The organism is Pseudomonas sp. B21-054 (genome assembly GCF_026016345.1).
Classification (GTDB): domain Bacteria; phylum Pseudomonadota; class Gammaproteobacteria; order Pseudomonadales; family Pseudomonadaceae; genus Aquipseudomonas.
On the sequence record NZ_CP087204.1, the window covers coordinates 909,762 to 931,690 of the forward strand.

Genomic DNA, 21,929 nt, shown 5'->3' on the forward strand with positions numbered 1-21,929 from the left:
CCCCGAAGTGTCTAGACACATCGAAGGGCTGCTTTTGGCCGACTTCGGACGGTCGAGAGCTGCTATTGCGAGAATCATAAGGGCCGCTGGCGGCGACTCTAGCCTTTGTCCATCCGCGGCCCCAGCGGAGGGGGCCAGGCCTGACTTCCTTCCTTTAACCTGGTCAGTCCCTGTTTGATGCTGCCCGCCTTTTTACTACACGTACCCATATACCGCTGAAGAAGTCGCAAAAAACCACCTGTCGAACGACAGGTGGTTTCGATGGTTTCAATAATCGCTGAGAAAACTACAAGAAAATTTTCATTGCTCCGATCAAGATGCCGATTGTGACTGCGAGCATGGAAGCCATGCGAATGGATAACTTGAGATCAGATTTAGCGATCTCTGCAGTCAGCCGGTGATCAATTTTAGATATCTCGGAAGTCAGCCGATGATCAGCTTTAGCCAACTCAGTAGTCAGTCGCTGCTCTAGATTGGTGAGATCACTTTTCGTCGCGAGTAGTGTGAGCATGTCAGATTCCAATGCTTGGATAACAGCTTCGGCTTTGAGCTCAGGCACGTCGATTGCGCGCAGTGCCTGATACATCGCCAGTTCCATTTTCATTAAGGCCTCCTGAAACAAAAAAGGCCTTCCCCACGACGGGAAAGGCCCGTCGTGGGTGGGAAAGTCATGCTTCCATCGACATCAAGTCGACTGTCCGCGCTGCCGGAAGCTATGCGGTCATATGAAGGATCCTGCGGAGAACCGCAGCGCCGTCTTGAAGATCCTGGCGGCTGGTGCTGAACGAATCAGCAAGATGCATAGCAAAAATGCCGCTGAGGGCGTTTGCTGTCAATCAGGAAACCGGTTAACGAGTGTTTCCTAATGTTGTGTGAGGCTTCTCGCTGCCTGGCGTCACCACCTTCAGATTCGGGTTGTTGAGGGACGAGTCGCTTATCAAGCCATAGTGCTTTTTCAAGAGATAGCCGTGTAAAAAACGTGTTCTGCGTGCACTGCTGAGCTCGCACGTCCAGATGCAACGACCGTTCGCTTGTATGCGGTGCAGCTTCATTTTTCCAAAGCGCTTTTGAACCCATTCCCAGTCAGGCTGCCCCTGTTTTTTCGAGATGGAGGCGGGATGAGGGAATGCTTTCGCGTAGCGTTGGAATATTCCAGGAGTGACCAAGAAGAGAGTGTCTTCGACGGAGTGCACCAGCGCATGATCGTCATTCATGATGATCTCGTGAGTGCGTACGCCTTCGATCAGCCACTCCATGAAGTGTTCGCCGCTTGGCTTCGCATGCTTTTCTGGCACAGGCGCTTCTTCTGCTGAGGAGGCAGAGTCGGTGATAGGTGCGGAGTCGGAATCTTCAGGCCATTTGGGAGGCTCGCCGATTTGATTCGTTAATGAGTCGAAATAGTCGGTTGATGGTGTATCTGGCAGTGATGGATCTGATTGTGTGGCGATGGTCGCTGGCTCATGGCTCTCAGCTGCCATGGTGGTCTGTGCAGGGGCTTTGGCTACTAAAGCTTGTTCGGCTTGAATAATGATCGCGCCGAGTGCGCCGGTATGTTCGCTATGGCCAGACCAGCGGGCCATGAGCGAGGCCCACAGTTCAGGGAAAGCGGAAAGCCAGTCTAGGATTTCGCTGCTTAATAGCTTGTGGATCATCAGGCTGGATGCGGGGCCGCGCAGTCGATAATCGAGGTCTTTTCGGTATCGAACTCGGTAAGGTCGAGTCAGCGGTCCGTGCCATGGGTGCCAGGCGCAGCCATCCAAATATTCGACCTGGAGATCAATCGCAATCTTGCCAAGGTTTTCACTCAGGATGGCGTATGCCAGTGCGGCATTCCACGCTTCCGTTTGGATGATCTGAACTTCTGGTGGAGCTCCTGGGGGCAGTAATCGTGATCGGCGAATTTTTAGAGCGCATGTAACTACTTCCAGGCCATGGTCCAGCATCCCACCGGAGTAAGCGTGGGGCTGACTTTCGGATGCAGGGAAAAGTTGAACCAGCTCGGCGTATCGTCTAATTGGGTCGAGATAAAGTTCATCGAATTGAGGGCGGGACATGGCGGTGCACTGCCAGATCTGCCTTAGCAACTTCTGTCTGCTGGGAGCGGCCAAGAGTGATTCCGCAGATTGGGGAGTGGTCAGGCCGGCGGGTGATGTTGGGCTAGCTGCAGCCGTGGGGGCGAGTGCACGCCGCAGCTTGCGATGGAACAGTGAGAACATAATTGCTCCTGTCGAGGGAAGGGAGGTATTCGCTTGGCGACGACATGAAGCAGCCCTCATGAACATGGATGAGTGCTTGGCTTCGAAGCGCCGATACAGACCTGTCAGTGGGCAAAGCATGAGGCGAGCGAGCCGGATTAGTTGGCATTCCCTAGGGACAGCGGGCGGCTTCTTGCGACGCCCTCAGTTATCCACGCTTGCAGGGTTGTCCAGGTGACTGAGGCCGGGAATGCTCGCCGAGCAGGCATTCGATGCCTCGTGTCCATAGGACACGCAACCGGCAAGCGTAGAAAGATTAAATGCGTCACTACGCATATCCGTATTGGCTGGAAATACGCTTGGTCAAGTCGAGGCGCCAACGAGGCGCGGAGCGGGGGCGCACTCTTACGGCTCATTGACGTCGAAAGCCTTGAATTATCGTCCGAGGTAGGTCGCAGTAATTTGTGTTCTCTCATGCCCGAGTTCACGGCTGATAATTTGTCGAGCAATACGGTCTTGAGAACGCTGCGCTGGGGTCAATTCCCTGGAGGAGATTCCTCCTGCCGCCGGTGCCTTCCACCCTGTCAAAGCGAAGTAACGGCTTTGTGCATAATGATGACGTAGCCCATGCATGTGGCTCAGGCCTGCTGCCTTGCACTGACCATCGTAGGTGTTTCTCTGTTGGATATACGTTTTCTGAGCCGGGATTAGTGATCCGGCTCCCGCTAGCTGATGTGCCGCATTCAGCACCTCGCGCTGTAGCGAAGTAGTGATCGGCACAGAGCGATCACGCCCACCCTTCGTCCATGAGCCCTTGAGGAGAATGTGATCTCCTTGATCCGCATACTTGGGCTGAAATTTGATCGCTTCCTCACGGCGTAGTCCAAACGCCGACTGAAGCTGGAGGCTCATGTGTACATGGGCATCGGTGATCTTGCTAAGGTCCGTTCCCAGTTCCTGGGCTTTGCTGACGTTAGTGACGAAGCGCCGGTCGGCCACACCCAGTTGCGCGTTGTCCGCGGGGAGAATGCCGGCCTTGCCGATTTTTTCAGCCCACCATCGAAGGTGCGCCAGCCGATTTTTGATGGTGCCAGGTGACAGGCCTTCCCCTTGCCAGCGATCCAGCAGTGCCAGTACGTGTTTGCCCTTGAGCGAGGGGGCTTTCATCTGCCGGAAACCAGACTCGCGCAGTTGGCGGGCGATCAGCCCCAATGAGCGGATACGGTCGGCCTGAGTGTTGTGACTGCCATCGCGATTGCGCCGGCAAAGTTGCCGCAGGGTGTAGGTTAAATCGTCCATATACCGTCCACGCTCACAGACTTTGACTTGTGTTGTTGTCCTGTCCTGAAAATCATTGGTAAGTGTTGGTGCCAACTCGCTAGGCGAGATCCCCGAAGGGCAGGGGCATGGTGTTCAGGAAACACCGATGTCTCGACTGAGACGTCCGTCTTGCTTCCTGCTGGAAGATCGGACGGAGATGGAGCGGGATGAGTTGGTTTTTAGTGTTGATGAGTACTCCAGGGAAATGGATGGGATTGTTAAGTGGAAGCAGTCGGCATTGTGCAAAGGCCCGCTGCCTGGACGGTGCAGTAGTGGCACATGACGGAATAAATCCGGTAGACAAAAGCGGCTCCGCCCATGGGTATGGGTCGGTATGTTTTTGGAACCTTACATACCTGGCTAACTCCATCCTGCTGGATCAGCGCTTGCAGGAGTTTCGCGCTGTTGGGATGACGACTCTCGAACCTGTCGTCTTAGGTTTTTGCTGGGTCAGTGTATGGGGGCATCATCATGTATGCCGCACTCTTTAGGGTTCAGGATTTGCCCGTGATGTTGGGGCGTCGGCTGGGCCGTCACTGCGGTTTGCAGTGACGGCCCGGTTCATGAGTTGCGCGTCCGTGGGCAAAAGCCGTCTGCGGTAGGTGCATATTTATTCATTGCCTGTGGTACTGACGCGGCCTTCGGCCTTGTCGGCTCCCTGCGCAGGGGCGGCATGGTTCCCATGCCACGCCTGCGCGGGGAGCTTGTGAAAAAGGCGGAGCACGGAGCTGCCTTGCCGATCAACGCCGTGAATCGCACGAGCAAATCGACAACGCAGGTTGACCGAGAGCTTTTTGTCGAAGGTCTGGGGCGGATGATAACTAGCGGTCACAACGTGGTAGTTGGAACCCATAGCGGCCCTTCGAAGACGGTGGCTCACGGTCAGAGGCTGTCCTTCGCAACAGGCAGAAATCGGCCAATAGCGGCCCTTTAAGCTGGACGTCAAACCTGCCGCCGCCTCATCTGCCACATTGCGCTTGGCTAAGGATGAGGTATCAGGTATGTCTGCTCCATCCACCACCTAATGGAACTCCAGATGGACAAAATCGACAACGAGCTGATCGACCCAATCATTGAGCCAGGTGGCGAAAAAGCTCACCGCATCGCCAGAATCATGATTGGCGCAGTGCCCGTCCTGGGCGGTGCTGGGGTTGAAATTTTCAATTCAATCATCGACACGCCAATGAATGAGCGAAAGATGCAGTGGATGAATCAGGTCGGCAACGCGTTGAACGATCTGATCGAGAAGAGTGTGCTAACCGAGCAAGACTTGCAGCACAACGAAACATTCATCACCACCGTGTCCCAAGCATCGATGTTGGCAATACGTAGTCATCAGCAAGAAAAGCTGGAGGCGCTCCGCAACGCAGTACTGAACGTCGCAATCGGCCATGGCCCAGAAGAAGATCTGAGGCAGCTGTTCCTCAATTTTATCGATGTCTGCACGGTGACCCACATTCGTCTACTCAGCCTTATGAACGGCCCTGAAGAATGGGGTCAGAAGCATGGAGTAGAGTTTCCGAGTAGCTGGAGCATGGGCGGCATAGCGCAAGCCATTGAGCATGCATTTCCAGATCTCCGAGGCAAAGAGCGGATCTACAAAGTCATCTGGGGAGACCTTTATCAGCGCGGCCTTATCAACACAGATGGCCTTGGCACAACCATGTCGCGCCAAGGCATTCTGGCCCGCAGGACCACGGAGTTAGGGGCGAAGCTCATCGACTTCTTGAGCGAGCCTGTGGAGCTGGAGTGAGCTTCTAGTTCGACTAGTTTTCGTTTTGGCTAACGCTAGCGTGGGGATGGCTATTGGTCGAAAGAAACCTTTGTGAATGGGCGGCCAAAATCGAACGTCTTCCACGGACGGCTACCGGATATTGCGACAATGTGTATTGTTAAAACGTCTATACTGGCATTTTGACCTAGCCAGGGATGAGTGATGATAGTCGGGACTTTTTTACGTTATTACAAATGTTACATGGGCATCAATTACATCCCGGTCAGCAACGGAACAAATTTTAACGCTTACATAGGGGAAAATGGGGCTGGTAAAAGTACTGTTCTTGAGGCTTTAGAGGTTTTTTTTAATGGCGGGCAATGGAATGTAAATAACGATGCTGTAGCCAACGGCTTGAGCACCAGGACGCCGCATATTTGCGTTATTTTGGCCTTGGAAAAAAATAAGTGGGATAGGATAGCCAAGTCAAGCGGTAACGTGGATGAGCTGTTAATTATAGATCGGCTAAGTCGTATATTGTGGGAAGCTAGGCTGGATTCATTTAATAGTGCAAACAGAGAGGAGGCTAAAAAGTTCATTGCGCACAGAGATTCTTTAATCATAAACAAAGATACACACTACCTCTGCGCAATAGGGCAACAATACGAAACGCCGGAGAGGTCGTTTCTCTCAATATTTAGCTCAATGACAACAATTAGCCAGCTCACGTTGCTTCTTCCGTCTGATCCCGCAAAGCCGAGAAGTAACGAGGTACAGTTAGAATTGGTGATATCTAAAATAAGTAAATTTATTGTTCCAAATTACAATTATATTTACACTCCAGCGGAAGTGGATGTTCAAAGATATACAAAGATCGAGAGCAAAGCCATTCAGAAATTATCTGGAAAAGACATTGAGACAATATTAAAAGACATTATCACTCAAAAGTCTCTGGTTGAAATTAATAAGAAGCTAGCAGAGTTTATAGCTGATATCGAAAAGACCTTGGTTAGTTATGAATATAAAAAGCCGAGTCAGCGACAGTCAAAGTTAAATTTTTCCGATCTTAGTCACAAGGTTATAGAGTCGTATTTTTCTATAAGAGTTTTAAATAAGAGCGAAGGGGGGACGCGAACCCCTGTAAGTCAGCTCAGCTCTGGCGAGAAGAAAAAGGCTCTTGTTGACATTTCCTATGCTTTTCTCAGTAAAAATAATCAGCTAGATAGTGAGTTAGTATTCGCCATGGACGAGCCCGAGGCGTCGCTACATACCGGGGCGATCTTCGAGCAGTTTGAGCGGATTTATCAGATATCCAAGTTAGGGGTTCAATGTCTCGTAACTACTCACTGGTACGGCTTTGTACCTATTTTAGCGACCGGTACAGCTACAAATATTTACAAAGAAAAAGGCGAGATTTTGAACTCCGTAATTGATATTGCCTACTATCGGGAGATTGTGAAGCAACAAATTGCGAGCCATAAAGGCGCGCTTCCGGCAGATATTAGCTTAAAAAGTCGAAATGATCTTGTGCAGACAATCATCGCCTCAATCAGAAAGCCTTCTCCGTATAGTTGGATTATATGTGAAGGGACGTCGGAGAGGATATATTTTGAGAAATATTTTGCAGGTGAGCTTCAAAAACAGAAGCTCAAAATTCTGCCGGTGGGCGGAGCTAAAGAAGTAAAAAGACTCTTTGAATATTTGGAACTACCTATCAAAGAGGACGAAAAACAAGTCGGTGGTAAAATCCTTTGCCTAATTGATACGGATATTCAATTTATGGACTGCGACTTTAAAGACTATCCCAATCTAAAGTTTCGACGCCTGCTTGATGTTGATAATATCACAAATCTTGTAAAAGGTGGACATAATCAAAAAACGCCATCAACAGATATTGAAGATAGTCTGGATGCATTATATTTTTTCCAAGCTTTGGGAGAGCTTGGTGATGAGTACGAAGATGTAGCTATATTACTGGATTGTATTGAGATACTAGACTTGGGATACTCGTCAGCTTCCGCTTTCAATTGGCGAAAAAAGGAGAGGGACGCTTTGAAAAATTTATTTAAAGAGGATGGGTTCAAGGTCCGATTTGCAGAGGTGTATGCGTCACTTGTGGATGAGGATGATGCTTTGCATCCAGATCCATTATGGATCACCGAAATACGGAAGGATTTAATTTAGAATTTGGTGCTATTTGACGTATCGCCCTAACGACCGCTTGCGGCCCAGAGTGTAAAAACGCTTCTTCAAAACTGAAACTCGCGCCGCTATGTAAAATCTGAAAAATATCGGCTGCTCAGCCGATCTGAATTTTGCGTAGAAACGCGATTTTCAGTCCAACACAGGGATCCAATCGCGCTGAAAAACGCTTTTACGCGGCCTAGGCCAACAGCAGACGTTCGCGAGCGACTGCTTACGGATGTGGATTCAACCGGTCGCTCCCTGATTGCTTGAAAATTTACTCTCAGCCTCTTGGATTAATTTTAAAAGTAATTTTACATCCAATCCTACGTCGCCGTATGTGAAACTTGCCTCGACGACATTTTTCTTAGACTTACTCAGATCGGAATGTACATGATCTGGGCCGTAAGGCACTTTGTGATGATTGGCTGAGTCGACTCTGGACAGCTGTCTACCTTCAGGGCTCAGGATGTTATATGCATAATTTGAAGGAGAGTGTTGCCTTACTACTACGGTAATCCCGGAAGGTCTACGGGCGGTTACAGTTTGATCTTCCACCTTCATGACAGTGCACTCGAGTTTTACTTTAAGAGTTTCACAGGTTTGCTCAAGCGCTTCTTCAGCGGTACGTGTGCGCGTACTTGAGAACATAGCCGTTCCCCCTAAATGTTTAGCGAGATAGTCAAGCAGAGTTGATTGCTTTTGAGATTCGGCCTGGTGCGTCAAACAAAGCTGCAAACCAACCATCATTCCTGACTCCCCCCAAACAGTACTGGTAGCCATGCGATCGGTTTTTACGCCACAAACCAAGCATTGCCCGTCTGAAGACAGCCAGATACCCTGATCTACGGCAGTATTTTCGCGGCGTCCTCCGAGTAAGCCATCGAATGACCTAGCGTCGGCTTTCCATCTCTCATGCCATGCCTCGTAGCGCTGTGCATACCCTGCGTCATCAATGAGTTTTGAGAAGCGGGCATCGTTCACCGGACCGAGCTTGATTCCGTACTGTTCGATATAAGCACCAATCTTGCCAACCAAAAGAAGGTTTTCTGTTTTCATGAAATAAATTCTTGCAGCAGGAAAACGTTCATTAGGTTCATACAGTGCGTTCATATGAAAAACGCCTGTACTGATATAAATATGAACATTCGTTGCTTCCTGCATCATCCAAAGCAAGATTTCTTTAGTTGAAACCTCAATCGCCAAAACGGGTCTCTTTTCTTCAAGAAGATTTCCTCCGAAACACTGAATTGCAGTATCGGTTGCACATCCATTCAATTTAAGACGGATGCAGTCTTTGATTACATCGTTGAGATTCAAGTAGCTTACCTGTTTTGTTTTCATTGAGGTCGTGTAGACGTGTCAGAAAACATGACTCAAATGATAAGCCATAGCAATAGAGCAGATTAAAAATGGTCAAATCCAAAAATGGGATTTGGTGATTCGCCTATTTAAGGAAGTGAATCGCCCTAACTGGTGGAGGCACAGGATGACTGCTCTTGGCCGACTACTGCCGGTAGCGAACGGCAGCATCGGGTCGATTTCAGCCAGTTGCGACAGGCAGAAACAATACAAGGCAGACGTTGATGCTTTACCGCTTTGGTCCTCAGATACTTTCTGACCAGACCACACCACTGATGAGCATTGTGGTGATGGAGCTGCGACTGGGAGGAAAATTATCGGTGAGCTGGCCTGACTGCCGCAGATCCATAAAAAACCGTTTTGATGAATCTTTTCATTCTGCGGCGGGTATGGCTTCGCCGCAGCAGCGAAAACCATCGATTTGCCATCAGTCTCTCCATCTGCCTTTCAGGCGTCACCACAGTGTTGTGGAGCCAACTTGGCCAGGCCTTGTTTGATGTGCCCAGCGCTCTCGCCGATTAGGTCCAGCGAACTGCGCATGTTCTCGCCAACGTCACTTGATCCGCGCTGCTCGACCCAAAGCACAACCTCCATCAACGCCGCTTCAAGTGCGAACTGATTTTCGTACATACGTTCTAGGGTGTCAGGCAGCGAGTATTCGGTGGGCATGGCTTCGACTCCATTCGAGAAAACCGAAAGCGTAGCAGCGAAGAAACGGAAAGTCAGATTAATAGATATCGCGAAAGCGCTTTGCCACTCCCGCTAGTCGCTTGATTATTTTTTCGGTGCGGGCTTTGTCGTGGGCGCCGGGGTGAAGCATGGCGATGAGAATGTATCTATCTTCATCGTAGAGCCCTTGTGCATATACCAACGCAGCATCTTTGGTGGGGTCACCTAGAGGACACTTTCGGTCAAACTGCGGTTTACTCGTTGGGAACACTGACGGCGGGATGGCGATGTGAATGTGCATCAAGCCCACGACATAAGCTTCATGTGGATGAGTGTATGGCACGTCGCAACCGAAATATGACGGGAGCGTCATTCTGTTGGACGCGATATAGGTATAAAAGTCGTCGCGCAAAGAGTTCAAGATTGTAGGGTGATTGGACAAAACATCTTTGAAAAGGTCATCGTATGTGTCGGTGCTATACTCGACAATTATTGTCATATGCCATCAGTTCGCAAGCTGATGGAGGCGCTCTGTCGAAATGGAAGCCAAGGCTTCCAGCCCTTTCATATCTATTGAGCTCTCGTAGCTTTTGGGCACGTGAAACATCTGTTTAAGAATCATGGCGTTCTGTGCTGTCCGCGAGCGCGTAGTAGCCAGATTGCGCCGAAGCGCATTGTATTCGTCGCTCATACTTGGCAAGTTCGAATACAGCTCAGCCTTAGTGGATAACACTAATTCCAACTCGCGCAATGTACTCGCTACCTCTGAAAACCGTTCATCTTCTATCACGTGTCGTGGGGGCATGTTTGTGAGCATGGAGCGACCTGCGTCAAACACAAAGTCATTGAGCTCATTCAAGCTGACAATAGCTTCTTTGATCGCGGTACGAATTTTTGCGTCTTCAACAACATTTCTCTCACGTGCGACTTCCAGGCGAGCGCTCGACTCAGCACTGGGGGCAGCCGCAACCTGTGCGCAATACAGCGACACACGCAAAGTAAGGGAAAGCATGACCTCTTTAGAATAAGGGTCTTGACGGTGATGATGTTGGTCGCGCTTCATGGTCTTTGCCCTCTTGGGCGTGCTTTGGTCTGTTGTTGCTTGCGTTTCAGGTCGGTGTTTAAAAGTGACTCTATATCGTCTGACCAAATGTGCCACCGTTATGTCACCACATTTTTGTAACGGCCAGACATATCAGACAGGCGGCAACAGTCATGCAAAAACAGGGCCAACTCCGCATTTCAAGCTGTGCCGCCGTCGCGTTACAAGTCCTCGATCGATGCAGGGAGGTCGGCAGATGTGATGCTCTTGGGTTCACGAGGATGGCTTTGATCGACCCAAGGCGGATGCTCTTGAAGGAGCCAGCAACCTAAGGAAAGGACATGAACGAGAACACATTAGCAATAATAGAATTACGTGCCGTCATTGAAGAGCAGCAGGAACTTCTGCGCTTGATTTTGTGGGTGATGTCGCAGGGGCCTATCGTTTTTCAGGGGCAGAAGCTGAAATCCGTCATCGAATGGGATCAGGTGCGGGCAGTGAGCGCCACATCGCTTGGCGCTGGTCAGTCGCTCAACACAATCCTAAGAGGATCAAGCGCCGTCGGTATCCCCATTCGTGATCTCTACCCGATTGCCCGCGGTGTGATAGAGGGGTTTATCAATGCTGCTTTCTTCGTAACTCAGCCAGTCGAAGTATCGCAACGCGCTTTGAAGCATAAAGACTATGCCGCTTGGAAGCATATGAACCGCGTGATTGGCACCGGCGAGTTCGCATTCACATTGAGCACAAGCCCCGATTCGAAGGCATTGGCAGCGCTGATGTTTCCTGAGTTTGCAGGTAAAGGACAGGGCTCATGGAGCATGCTGGATGCGCCATCGAAGATTGATCGCATAGGGAAAGTAGTCCGGTCAGCTGGAGGGGCCTTGCTCGGCGCTTATGGACTGATATATGCCATCTCTTCTGAGATCATCCACGGATCAGTGTACGGAATGAGCTACTTCATGAGCGCACACAACCCCGGCGAAATGAACGTCGAGGGCTTTCTTGCCAATACAGAGAGCCAAGTGGTCGACATTCTCTCTGCTGTCAGCCACGCGGCCAGTGGCTTTCTCGCCGCGTTCGCGCAGATTCACAACTGCCAGCCACTGATCGACGTTGAACGTAAGCTGTTCAAGCGTTTGTATAAAGCTGCCCAAAGTGAAGGCTTCGGCCGGGACAGTTCATCGTCAGCTAAAGAGCAGGATTGAGCCGGAGTGGGCGTATCCCAGCAAAGATTTTGAGTGGGCTGTCTCTGCTCGGACAATGACCTCTTTTGGCCGATAGATGCCCTTGGTCAAATGTCTTTACGGCCTGTGCAATCAAGTGACTTGCGCACAAGAAAAAACCACCTGTCCTAGAACAGGTGGCTCCTGGTACCAACGGAAAAGGCGGTCTCGTTAGCAAATAAACGCGACCGCGGCGAAGAGAATCGCCATCGCGACGAAGAGCATCACGCCGATATTCATAAGGAGGCTTACTTCAACTCGGGATAGCTCTGCCCGAAATTGCGCTATGTCGGGATCGGATTTACCTGCAGAAGATAAATGCACATGAGAGTCCATGGCTTGGATAACTGCTTCGATTTGCTGCTCAGGCACGTTGATAGCCTTCAGGGCTCTATACATTGCCAGTCGATTTTTCATTAAGGCCTCCAAAAACAAAGAAAGGCCAGCCCCAGGACGGGGGAGGCCCGTCGTGGGTGGGGTGGAGATAGCTTGCTTCCTTCGACACTCAAGTCGACTGTCCGCGCTGCCGGAAGCGATGCGGTCATTGGGCGGATCCTGCGGAAAACCGCAGCGCCGTCTTGATGATCCTGACGGCTGGTATGCACTCGTGAAAGTGCTTCCACGGACATTTTCTGTCAATTCACAAACCGGTTACCGAGTGTTCCCTGATGTTGGGTAATAGCGCCGGACATTTAATGATTTACAGACGTTGAATGCGCGTCCCCTAGACAGGACACGCCTGCCACCCTTTGTCTTTCATCACCTGTGCCGCCAAGTCTCCAGCGCCCCTAGGACCGGCCAGGATTTCTCGCATGTTGGCAATGTGTGGCCGACCAATTTCGCGCCATGCCGAGCGTGCTGGTGGCTTCTTGAGCGCTTCTGTGCGAACGCGGGGTGCGGGCGGCATTGCAACTGGGTCGCCAGCTTGATTCTGTTTTTTGCGGCCGGCCCACAAGTGAAACTCGCCGGCCAACACACGCTTCGCTAGGGCGAAGAAATAGGCGACGACATTGCGTACTGTGCCGCTTTGGCTGCGTGCCTGTAGTTCGTCCAGCACGTCCTGGCGATGGTGTGACGGCAGCCGTTTCAAGGCCGCTAGCACGTCTCGTTGCTGGTCTGCTTTGGCGCTGACCAGGCATGGCGGCAAGGCCAGGGGGAGTGACGATGAATCGCTTTCCTCACGCGTATGCGCGCGGTACGTACGTTCTTCTTTGTATAAATACGTCTTATACGTACGGTGTTGCTCTTGAGGTATCTGGCGGGTCTGTTTGGTCTGCCGTGTAACGGTCGATCTGTTTGCGGAAGCAGTAGGTGCGGATGTTCGGTTGACCCTAGGGCGCTTTCGCGATGGCGCGGAAGGCGGTGGTTCATCGTCTTTGTTCCGTTGCTCCCGAATGGCAATGGGGGGATGTTCAGGCGTGTGCTCAGAAGTCGCCAGAACGTGCTCGGCAAGATGCTTGATTTGTTTGTTTTCATGGCCGATGCAGGTAGCCATAAGCTCCTCCAGGCTGTCGTCGAGAGCACAAGCTTCATGGAAGCTTAGGGCGCGCTCGTTGACTCGATACAGCACGCTTTGAACATTGCCAGTCAGGAGATCGCAATGTTGCCTTACGAAGCTGATCCATCCTGTAAGCCGCAGTACCGCTAAAGCGCGCCAAGCCGTGGCAGCGCCCGCTCGCTGCCCACAGGGAGTACACGTGAGATAGCGGCGCAGTTGCCCCATGTTCACGAGCGGACTGAGGCCATCAGCGGTGCGAAGCATGTGCAGGACCTGCCAGCCATTGCGCTCCAACGGGGTAAGGCGCTGATCGAGCATGAGCGCCGTCAAGGTAGCGCTCAGAGCATCTTGGTCTTGTGAGTTCTGGTGAGTGCGTAGGTCTGCCATGAGATGACTCCGAGGTATGGGCCACGACGGCCCGTTCCTCTGCATCTCATCGCGGATCAACCTTCGTGTAACTCGACAATACGATTTGCATCACCACCGGGTTTATCCGTGGGTTGGTAATTCGATTGAAAGAAAGCTGTTTCGTATCAGCCGATGACAGTCCTTCATCAGCGTATGGCGACGACTTTCCGATCACTGCTTTCGATGGTTGCTGATACCGAGAGATTGCCGGTAGCTGCTCCCTGGATGTGTTCACTCCACCACTGCATCATCGGCCGTCTGCGCTCAATGTAGTCCGCTCGGTTATAGGCGCTACGTACCTCGTCCTTATCGACGTGGGCAAGCGCAACTTCGATCAGCTCTGGGTCCCAACCCTTTTCATTGAGGATGGTGCTCGCCATCGAGCGCATTCCGTGGCTTACGAGTCGCCCCTCAAAGCCCATGCGTTTCAGCGCCATGTTCGCGGTCTGGCTGTTGCAATGGGTGCGCGGATTACGGTCGGCGGGAAACACGTACTCCCTGTGTCCGCTGTAGGGCTTGATGGCTTCCAGGAGCGCCAAAGCTTGCTCCGTGAGCGGGATGATGTGTGTGCGACGTTTCTTCATGCGCTCCGCTGGGATCGTCCAGATCTTCTTCTTGAAGTCGATGTCAGCCCATCGGGTGGTCGCAGCTTCTGCCGGCCGAGTCATCGTGTGGAGTTGCCACTCGATGAGGCACCGGGTGGTTCTTTTGATGCTGGCGTTGGCAATCGCCACCATGAGTTCATTGAGCTCATCGGGGGGCAATGCCGGCATGTTTTTCTTCTTTGGTTTTTTGAAGACCGATCGAATTCCGCTCAGGGGGTTGGCATGAATGAGTCCGTAGTTCACCCCGTAGGTCATGATTTCGTTGAGGCGTTGGGTCAGGCGCTTGACCGTTTCCAAGCTGCCTTTGGTCTCAAGTGGCTTAAGCAGCTTGATGACCTGGGGAGCGCTGATTTCGGAAATTGGGGTCGCGTGTAAATCCGGGAAGATGTGCAGCGTGAGCGAGCGCCAAATGTCTTCAGCGTAGGCGGTTGTTACGGAATCTTTCTTCAGTTCAAACCAGGCCGTCGCCACGTTTTGAAAGGTGTGCTCTGTCGCGGCTTTTTTCGCTTGGCGATCTGCATCGCGCTGCTCTTTCGGGTCCAGTCCCTGGGCGACCAATTCCCTGGCCTCAACGGTGCGTTTTCGCGCTTGAGCCAGGCTGAGCTCGGGGAATGTTCCCAGTCCCATGTTGATCCGTTTTTTCGTCACGGGATGGACGTAGTTGAAATTCCATAGCCTTGAACCATTGGTTCGGACTCGCAGCTGGAGGCCGTTGCCATCGGTCAGTATGTAGTCCTTGGCTTTAGGTTTGGCGGCTTTGATTTTCAGGTCTGAAAGGCGTGTGGCTTGGGCGCCCATGGGTACTCCAACGCTGTTTGTGTATTCCAAAATTTACCAGCCGCGGGCTTGGAATACGCCTTGGAATACATTTCAAAATGGATCTGCGTGAAGTGCTATGGAGCTTGATGGCGCTAAAAGCCCCGTATTTACTGGGTTTCAGGCACAAAAAAAGACGTCCGTGGACGTCTTTAGATGATGAAATGGTGGAGCCGGGGGGATTTGAACCCCCGTCCGCCAGTACTCCGCTGTCGGTACTACATGCGTAGCCGTGTCTATTAAGTTAACCCTCAGCGACCCGACGGGCAGGGTGCTTTGGGCGAGTTGTGTAAGTTTTAGCCGCTTCGTCCACAACGTACTGCACGGCGATTCCGTTCTATATGACAATCACTTTGGGTTTACGGACATCCCCTGGTGATTGCTGGACCCGAAGGTACCAGAAGCTCAGGATCTAAGGCTGCTTACGCAGCGAGAGAGAATTCCTGGCCGTAGGTTTCGTCATTGGCAACTATAGGAAGTTGCAACAGTGGATTTACGAGTTCTGTTACCAACTCGGCATGCACCTAAAGTTTCGCAACCGGCGTCGAATCCTAAACGGCCCCGAGCCTGTCGCTTCGTGGGTCTATTGAAGCGGCAGGCACCTGCAGTGTACGCCAATACGCGGCTGAGGCCAACCCGAAGGTTGGCCATGGACGGTTATGAATTTTTATCCCCTTTGGTCGAATTCTGGATCTCTTGCAAGATCTGAGTGGTCTCGGAGATGCATTTCTTGGTGCCATCTTCGGTTTGCTGCGCATGGTTGGCCTTGGCTTGTTGGACGCTAGCCTCAACACGAGCCTTGAGGTCTGGTGCCTGGATCTGGGCCTTGGAGTTTTCGATGCTTTGCAGGTTGGCCGTACAGAGATCGTTGGAACCGCCGGCGGCAAACGAGGAGGACGCCAGCATTGAGGCAGTGACGAACAGACCTAGCAGTACAGAGCGTTTCATATGTCTCTCCTTGAACTGTGGCTCAGGCATCGCTGGCCATCAGGACGGCTACCATTTTAGGGAAGGTCCCGCGTTGCAGGACTTAATCAGTGGACTGCGACCGTGCGCCAGGGTTCTATTTTTCTTCAGGTCGCCCTGGCCTGCGTGACCCGATCGATGAGGTAGACCAGCCCGTGGTAGTCGATTGCACCGTGCTGCGTAAGACCAATCTCACAAGTGCGGCTGGTAGAAATCCCCTCGCTGCAATGCTGCACCGCGTCCTTGAGTGTGCGCAGTGAATGGGCATTCAACTCCGGCGTGGTAAAGCCCTTGTCGCCGGCAAAACCACAGCAATGAATACCTTCTGGGATCACCACGTGCTTGCTGCACTTGCGCGCCAGGTCGATCAGTGCCTGGCTTTCACCCAGGTGCTGGGTGCTGCAGGTGACGTGCACCGCAATGGGCTCATCTTGTAGAGTGAACTCGAGGCGCTCCATCAAATGCGTACGGATGAAGCGCACCGGATCGTACAGGTCCAGTCGAACATTCCCCAGGTCCTGGACCAGGCGCAACGTGCAGGGGCTGGTGTCGCAATAGATCGGATCAAGCCCGCCGCGACTGGCATGCAGCAGTGCGCCGATCAGTTCCTGGCGTTTGTGCTCGGCTTGTTCGACATAGCCTTTGGACGCAAAAGGCTGGCCGCAGCAGAGGCTGTCCACGTTGTCGGGAAAGACGACCTGATAGCCGGCCTTTTCCAGCAATTGCTGAGTTTTTTCGTACAGCGACATCTGCTCTTTATCCCCGGCCGCCGGGCCCATGACTCGCGACACGCAGGCCGCCAGGTACACCACTCGCGGGCGTTCGTCCGGTGTGGTGGGGCTGAAACGGATGGCTTTTTCTGGCTGGGGCATGGCGCTGGTCCACTGCGGAACCTGGCCCTTGGACAGGCGCGTCAACGATGCCGACAGTTTCGCCAGGCGGGGAGCCCCGAGCAGCATCCGCGCACCATTGGCCACGTGCAGGGCGAAGCGCGCGCCTTGCAACGTGGTGGCGAAATTTCCTTCAATCCAGTTGGCGGTTTTCGTCTTCGTGGCTTCACGGCTGCGGAGCTTTTTCACCAGTTCGCCGGTATTGATGCCTACCGGGCAGCGTTGCGCGCACAGGCCCGTCGCGGCGCAGGTGTCGATGCCTTGGTATTGGTAGGCACGTTCCAGTTCGGTGGTGTCCGTGCCGGCGCGTTTCTTCGCCTGGATATCCCGCCAGATCACGATGCGTTGGCGCGGGCTCAAGGTCAGGTCTTTGGACGGGCACACCGGCTCGCAGAAACCGCACTCAATGCACTTGTCCACGATCTCATCGGCCGCCGGCAGCGGTTTGAGGTGCTTGAGGTGGATCTGCGGATCCTCGCTGAGCACTACGTCCGGGTTGAGGATGCCGTTGGGGTCGAGCAAGCGTTTGAGCTGCCACATCAGTTGATAGGCATCGCTGCCCCATTCCAGTTCGACGAAGGGCGCCATGTTGCGGCCGGTGCCGTGTTCGGCCTTCAGCGAACCGCCGAACTCCACCGCCACCAAGTGCGCCACGTCATCCATGAACGCCTGGTAGCGTGCGACTTCTTCAGGGTTATTGAAGCCTTGGGTGAAGACAAAGTGCAGATTGCCTTCCAGCGCGTGTCCGAAAAGGATCGCTTCGTCGTAGTGATGCTTGTCGAACAAGTCGATCAGGCGATTCACGCCGATGGCCAGTTGCTCCACCGGAAAGGTCACGTCTTCGATGATCACCGTGGTGCCGGTTTTGCGCACCGCGCCCACTGCCGGAAAGGTGTCTTTGCGGATGGCCCAGAGCCGAGCGTTTTCCCGTGGGTCTTCGGTAAAGTCGACCTGTTTCTCCACCGGGAATCCGGCCAGCGAGGCCATGATCCGGGTCAGTTGCTCTTGTAGCAAAGAAGACGATGCGGCGCGGGATTCGATCAGCAGGGCGCAGGCATTGATCGACAGGTGTTGTACGAAATCCGGCATGCCCGGTTTGTCCTGCACCGAACGCAGGCTGCGGCGGTCCAGCAACTCCACGGCTGACACCGGTTGGCTTTTCAGCACGGTGACGGCGTTGCAGCAGGTTTCCACGTCCGGGAAGACGATCAGTGCCGACGCCTTGTTCGGATGGTCGATGACGGTGTTGTAGGTCACCGCGCTGATGAAACCGAGGGTGCCTTCGGAGCCCACCAGCAGGTGGCTCAAGATATCCACAGGCTCGTCGAAATCCACCAGGGCATTGAGTGACAGGCCAGTGGTATTTTTCAGACGGTATTTGTGGCGAATTCGCGCAGCGAGTTCGGTGTTGGCGCGGGTTTCGCGACCCAGGGTCGCCAGGCGTTCCAGCAGTTCGCCATGGCTTGTACGAAAAGCCGCCACGCTGTTGTCGTCTTCGGTGTCCAGGCGTGTGCCATCGGCCAGTACCAGGCGGATACCGGCCAGGGTGTGATAGGTGTTCTGTGCCGTGCCGCAGCACATGCCGCTGGCGTTGTTGGCGACGATGCCACCGATCTTGCAGGCGTTGATTGACGCTGGATCAGGGCCGATCTTGCGCCCGAACGGTGCCAGCCAGGCGTTGGCCTGGGCGCCGATCACGCCGGGCTGCAAACGAATTTGCATGCCTTGCTCGCGAATCTCGCGACTGTTCCAGTTATCCCCCAGCACAATCAGCACCGAGTCGCTGATGGCTTGCCCGGACAGGCTGGTGCCGGCGGCGCGGAAGGTGACAGGCACCTGGTCACGCTGGGCCCATTGCAGCAGTGCAACCACTTCGTCTTCGGTTTCGACCCGCACCACCAGCTTTGGAATCAGCCGATAGAAACTGGCGTCGGTGCCGAAGGCCAAGGTCGACAAGGGATCGTCGAAACGACGCTTGTGCGGGATCAGTTGCTCTACGTCGCGCAGGAAAGAGGCCGGAAGGGTCATTGGTCCTCCAGAATCAAAACCACCAGATCCTTCGGACCATGGGCGCCGTAGGCCAGGACTTGCTCGATGTCGGCGGTCTTCGAGGGACCCGACACCAGCAGAGCGTTGGTGGGCATGCCTTGGGCCCATTCGAACTCCTGTTGCACTTCATAGAAGTTGTCGCGGATCTCGCTGGCTTTGAGCAGGGCGAAATGCACCGGCGGCACCAGGCTCATCAGGCGCGGTTCTTCCCGCGTCGGCCAGAGAATCAGGCTACCGGTGGCGGCGATGGCGCCGAGGGTCCCGGTCAGGCTGGCAGGCGTGTCGTTGAACAGTTCGGCTTTCCATTCTTCTATCGGACGGTTGTAGGCCTTGAGGGTCGGCAGGTCCGGATTGTTCGCCCAGAACTGTGTGATTCTTTGCCCATGGGGCGTGGTCGGGGCAATGAGTAGGCTCGGCAGCTGGCGGTCGCGCAGCAATTGTGCGAGCAGGGCTGGCCAACCTTCCTCGGAGGTCAGGTGGATTTCGGTGTGCACCGCTTCCATCAGCTTGCGCAACTGGGGAATGCGTTCCTCCGGCGCATAGCGGTAGGTTTGCGTCACCAGTTCGACATCGAAATTGTCGGCAACGGGTGTAGCGCCCGTCAGACTTTTGCGCAGCTTGGCGAGGATATTGTCCTTGGCGCTCATCGGCGGTCTCCCTGCTGGTTCAGGTGTTCGCGAGCCAGGTCATGCAATGAGCGGGCGGCGGGTTTCGGGGCGCTGTGGTTCTGGGTCCATGGGCCGACGTTGTCGGGCACCAGGGCGCGCAGGCGCGTAGCGAGGAAGCCGAACAGCCGATACAGCCGCGGTGAGCTGTTGAGCCAGGCCCAGGCATTCCAGATGAAGCGTTCCTTGGGCGAGTATTTGCTGCCTTGGCCGCGCATCACCGGGTTCGGGCTGTCCGGCGCCTTGACGTTTTCTTCCCGCAGCCGCCGCAGCAGCGCGGGGATCGGGATTTTCACTGGACACACTTCACCGCAGGCGCCGCATAGCGAAGACGCGCTCGGGTGGTCCGGTACTTTAGCCAGGCCGACCATGTGCGGCGTGATGATTTTTCCGATAGGTCCCGGGTAAACCTCGCCGTAGGCGTGACCACCGATTCGGGTATAGACCGGGCAATGATTCATACAGGCGCCGCAGCGGATGCAGTTCAGGGTCTGGCGCAGTTCACTGTCGGCAAACGCCTGGCTGCGACCGTTGTCCAGCAGCACCAGGTGGACTTCCTCGGGGCCGTCCAGCTCATCGGCCTTGCGCGGGCCGGAGATCATGTTGACGTAGGTGGTGATCGGCTGGCCAAGGGCCGAGCGGGTCAGCAGGGAGAGCAGCGGCACGACATCGCGCAGGTTCTCCACGACTTTTTCGATGCCGGTCACGGCGATGTGCACTGGCGGCACGGTGGTGGACATCCGGCCGTTGCCTTCGTTTTCCACCAGCAGCAGCGTGCCGGTTTCGGCGACGGCGAAGTTGACGCCCGAGACGCCGATGTCGGCCTCGAAGAATTTCTGCCGCAATACCTTGCGACCGATCTGAATGAGTTGGTCAACGTCCTTGGTGTACTCCACGCCGAGTTTGTCGTGGAACAAGGACGCGACCTGACCGGCGTTCTTGTGGATCGCCGGCATAATGATGTGTGAAGGCTTCTCGTGGTCGAGCTGGACGATGTACTCCCCCATGTCGGACTCAAGACATTCAATGTCCCGGGCCTCGAGGAAATGGTTCATCTCCATCTCTTCGCTGACCATCGATTTGCCCTTGATCACTTGCCGCGCCTCGTGAGCGCGGATGATCGAGAGGACGATGCCATTGGCTTCGTCCACCGTCTCCGCCCAGTGCACGTTCACACCGTTGCGGGTCAGGTTGGTTTCAAGTTGCTCGAGCAGGTCGGGCAGCTTGGATAACGCACGGGCGCGGATGGCATTGCCCAGCACTCGCAGATGTTCTCTTTCGTGGGCATCGCTGAAGGACGCTGCCCGCTTGGTCATCAGTGAATCCATCGCGCTGCGAAAGTTGTTTCGCAGTTGCGTGTCATCCAGGGCCTTGTGGGCCCGGGCGCGAAAATCTTCCTGCGCCTCACTCGGCACTTCAACGGTCGGAATCAGCGTCGGCGTGCTCATGCCACACCTCCGGTACGCTGCCAGAGGAAACTCGCCAGGTGCTGGCCCCGTAACGCCTCCCGCTGTTTCTCCAGTGAGCCATTGATGTTCATCAGGCAGCCACAATCGGCGCTGACGACCTTATGTGCACCGGATTCCTTCAGCGCTCGGGTCTTGTCGGCCACCATCGCGCCGGAAATATCCGGCATGCGAACGCTGAACGTCCCACCAAAGCCACAGCATTCGCTTTCATGGCTGTGTTCGACACGCTCCACGTTGCGCAGCTGCGCCAACAACGCACGGCCATGCAGGTGGGTGTTCATTTCACGTCGTGCCGAGCAGGACGTGTGCAACGCGATTTTCACCGGCTGACCGCTGTCCTGAAGCTGCACCTTGCAGACAAACAGCAGGAATTCGGCCAGTTCATAGGTCCGGGCCGCCAGGGCCTGGACTTGCTTGAGCGTGTCGGGCTCGTCCTTGAACAGATCGGCGTAGTGCTCGCGCAACATGCCGGCGCAGGAGCCCGAGGGCACCACCACCGGATAGTCTTCGGCAAACAAGGCCAGTTGCGCCCGTGCCACCGTCCGCGCCTGCTCGGTGTAGCCCGAGGTGTAGGCCGGTTGGCCGCAGCAACTTTGCCCTTGCGGGTACTCCACCCGGATCCCTTCGCGCTCCAACAGATGAATCGCATCCATCCCGGCCTCGGGATAGAACAGGTCTACCACGCAGGTGCCGAACAGGTAGACCCGTGGCGGTTTTTCGCTGGGGTACTGCCGAGGCTCGGGCAAGGGTGGGGCGACACGGGTCGCGTTCGGTACGGCGTTGTAAAAAAGCTCGCTCATCAGGCGTGTCTCCGGGTGGTCCCGGTTATCCGTCCGCTGAGGCTGCTGAAT

General features: G+C 54.2%; 18 protein-coding genes and 1 other RNA gene. 3 read left to right on the forward strand and 16 right to left on the reverse strand.

The features are described from left to right. Positions 1-286: 286 nt before the first annotated feature. The 3 genes from LOY70_RS03870 to LOY70_RS03880 form a co-directional block, all read right to left on the reverse strand. Positions 287-604, reverse strand: a complete 318-nt coding sequence (locus tag LOY70_RS03870; RefSeq protein WP_265033473.1) for a hypothetical protein — start codon at positions 602-604, stop codon at positions 287-289. Positions 605-848: 244 nt separating this feature from the next. Continuing rightward, entirely contained in the window at positions 849-2,216 is a 1,368-nt protein-coding gene (locus LOY70_RS03875; RefSeq protein WP_265033475.1) for a TraI domain-containing protein, read from the reverse strand. Positions 2,217-2,630: 414 nt separating this feature from the next. Further along, positions 2,631-3,494, reverse strand: coding sequence for an integrase domain-containing protein (locus tag LOY70_RS03880; RefSeq protein WP_265033477.1), 864 nt, complete (start codon positions 3,492-3,494; stop codon positions 2,631-2,633). Positions 3,495-4,551: 1,057 nt separating this feature from the next. On the opposite strand from LOY70_RS03880, the gene LOY70_RS03885 reads away from it, so the two are divergent. Beyond that, positions 4,552-5,268, forward strand: a complete 717-nt coding sequence (locus LOY70_RS03885; RefSeq protein WP_265033479.1) for a hypothetical protein — start codon at positions 4,552-4,554, stop codon at positions 5,266-5,268. A 222-nt stretch (positions 5,269-5,490) separates the two neighbouring features. Further along, positions 5,491-7,413, forward strand: coding sequence for an ATP-binding protein (locus tag LOY70_RS03890; protein WP_265033481.1), 1,923 nt, complete (start codon positions 5,491-5,493; stop codon positions 7,411-7,413). A gap of 246 nt (positions 7,414-7,659) precedes the next feature. On the opposite strand, the gene LOY70_RS03895 is transcribed toward LOY70_RS03890, so the two are convergent. From LOY70_RS03895 to LOY70_RS03910, 4 genes are all read right to left on the reverse strand, one after another. Then, positions 7,660-8,733, reverse strand: a complete 1,074-nt coding sequence (locus tag LOY70_RS03895; RefSeq protein ID WP_265033483.1) for a DUF6516 family protein — start codon at positions 8,731-8,733, stop codon at positions 7,660-7,662. 489 nt (positions 8,734-9,222) lie between these two features. Beyond that, positions 9,223-9,444, reverse strand: a complete 222-nt coding sequence (locus LOY70_RS03900; RefSeq protein ID WP_265033485.1) for a hypothetical protein — start codon at positions 9,442-9,444, stop codon at positions 9,223-9,225. Positions 9,445-9,502: 58 nt separating this feature from the next. Continuing rightward, positions 9,503-9,943 carry a type II toxin-antitoxin system YafO family toxin gene (locus LOY70_RS03905; RefSeq protein ID WP_072432035.1) on the reverse strand — a complete coding sequence of 147 codons (441 nt, stop codon included), beginning with the start codon at positions 9,941-9,943 and terminating at the stop codon, positions 9,503-9,505. A 6-nt stretch (positions 9,944-9,949) separates the two neighbouring features. Further along, the gene (locus LOY70_RS03910; protein WP_265033488.1) at positions 9,950-10,507 is read right to left on the reverse strand and encodes a hypothetical protein; all 558 of its coding nucleotides are present in this window, start codon (positions 10,505-10,507) and stop codon (positions 9,950-9,952) included. A 320-nt stretch (positions 10,508-10,827) separates the two neighbouring features. On the opposite strand from LOY70_RS03910, the gene LOY70_RS03915 reads away from it, so the two are divergent. Next, on the forward strand, positions 10,828-11,694 hold the full coding sequence (locus LOY70_RS03915; RefSeq protein ID WP_265033490.1) for a DUF5677 domain-containing protein: 867 nt from the start codon (positions 10,828-10,830) through the stop codon (positions 11,692-11,694). A 189-nt stretch (positions 11,695-11,883) separates the two neighbouring features. Here the strand turns inward: LOY70_RS03915 and LOY70_RS03920 are convergent, their stop codons facing one another. From LOY70_RS03920 to LOY70_RS03960, 9 genes are all read right to left on the reverse strand, one after another. Continuing rightward, a complete protein-coding gene (locus LOY70_RS03920; RefSeq protein WP_265033491.1) occupies positions 11,884-12,129 on the reverse strand; it encodes a hypothetical protein in 246 nt (81 codons plus the stop codon). 307 nt (positions 12,130-12,436) lie between these two features. Next, positions 12,437-13,597 carry an STY4528 family pathogenicity island replication protein gene (locus tag LOY70_RS03925; protein ID WP_265033493.1) on the reverse strand — a complete coding sequence of 387 codons (1,161 nt, stop codon included), beginning with the start codon at positions 13,595-13,597 and terminating at the stop codon, positions 12,437-12,439. 167 nt (positions 13,598-13,764) lie between these two features. Next, positions 13,765-15,021: an integrase domain-containing protein gene (locus LOY70_RS03930; RefSeq protein WP_265033495.1), complete on the reverse strand. Its 1,257-nt coding sequence runs from the start codon at positions 15,019-15,021 to the stop codon at positions 13,765-13,767. 183 nt (positions 15,022-15,204) lie between these two features. Then, positions 15,205-15,602, reverse strand: a transfer-messenger RNA (tmRNA) gene (gene ssrA / locus LOY70_RS03935). Between the two features lie 94 nt (positions 15,603-15,696). Further along, the gene (locus tag LOY70_RS03940) at positions 15,697-15,987 is read right to left on the reverse strand and encodes a hypothetical protein (protein WP_265033497.1); all 291 of its coding nucleotides are present in this window, start codon (positions 15,985-15,987) and stop codon (positions 15,697-15,699) included. A 125-nt stretch (positions 15,988-16,112) separates the two neighbouring features. Then, a complete protein-coding gene (locus LOY70_RS03945; RefSeq protein WP_265033499.1) occupies positions 16,113-18,923 on the reverse strand; it encodes an FAD-binding and (Fe-S)-binding domain-containing protein in 2,811 nt (936 codons plus the stop codon). Continuing rightward, complete coding sequence (locus LOY70_RS03950; RefSeq protein ID WP_265033501.1) at positions 18,920-19,591, reverse strand: LutC/YkgG family protein; 672 nt, start codon at positions 19,589-19,591, stop codon at positions 18,920-18,922. Before LOY70_RS03950 ends, LOY70_RS03945 begins: the two co-directional genes overlap by 4 nt. Continuing rightward, the gene (locus LOY70_RS03955) at positions 19,588-21,057 is read right to left on the reverse strand and encodes a LutB/LldF family L-lactate oxidation iron-sulfur protein (protein WP_265033503.1); all 1,470 of its coding nucleotides are present in this window, start codon (positions 21,055-21,057) and stop codon (positions 19,588-19,590) included. Before LOY70_RS03955 ends, LOY70_RS03950 begins: the two co-directional genes overlap by 4 nt. After that, positions 21,054-21,878, reverse strand: coding sequence for a (Fe-S)-binding protein (locus LOY70_RS03960; RefSeq protein WP_265033505.1), 825 nt, complete (start codon positions 21,876-21,878; stop codon positions 21,054-21,056). Before LOY70_RS03960 ends, LOY70_RS03955 begins: the two co-directional genes overlap by 4 nt. Positions 21,879-21,929: the final 51 nt, after the last annotated feature.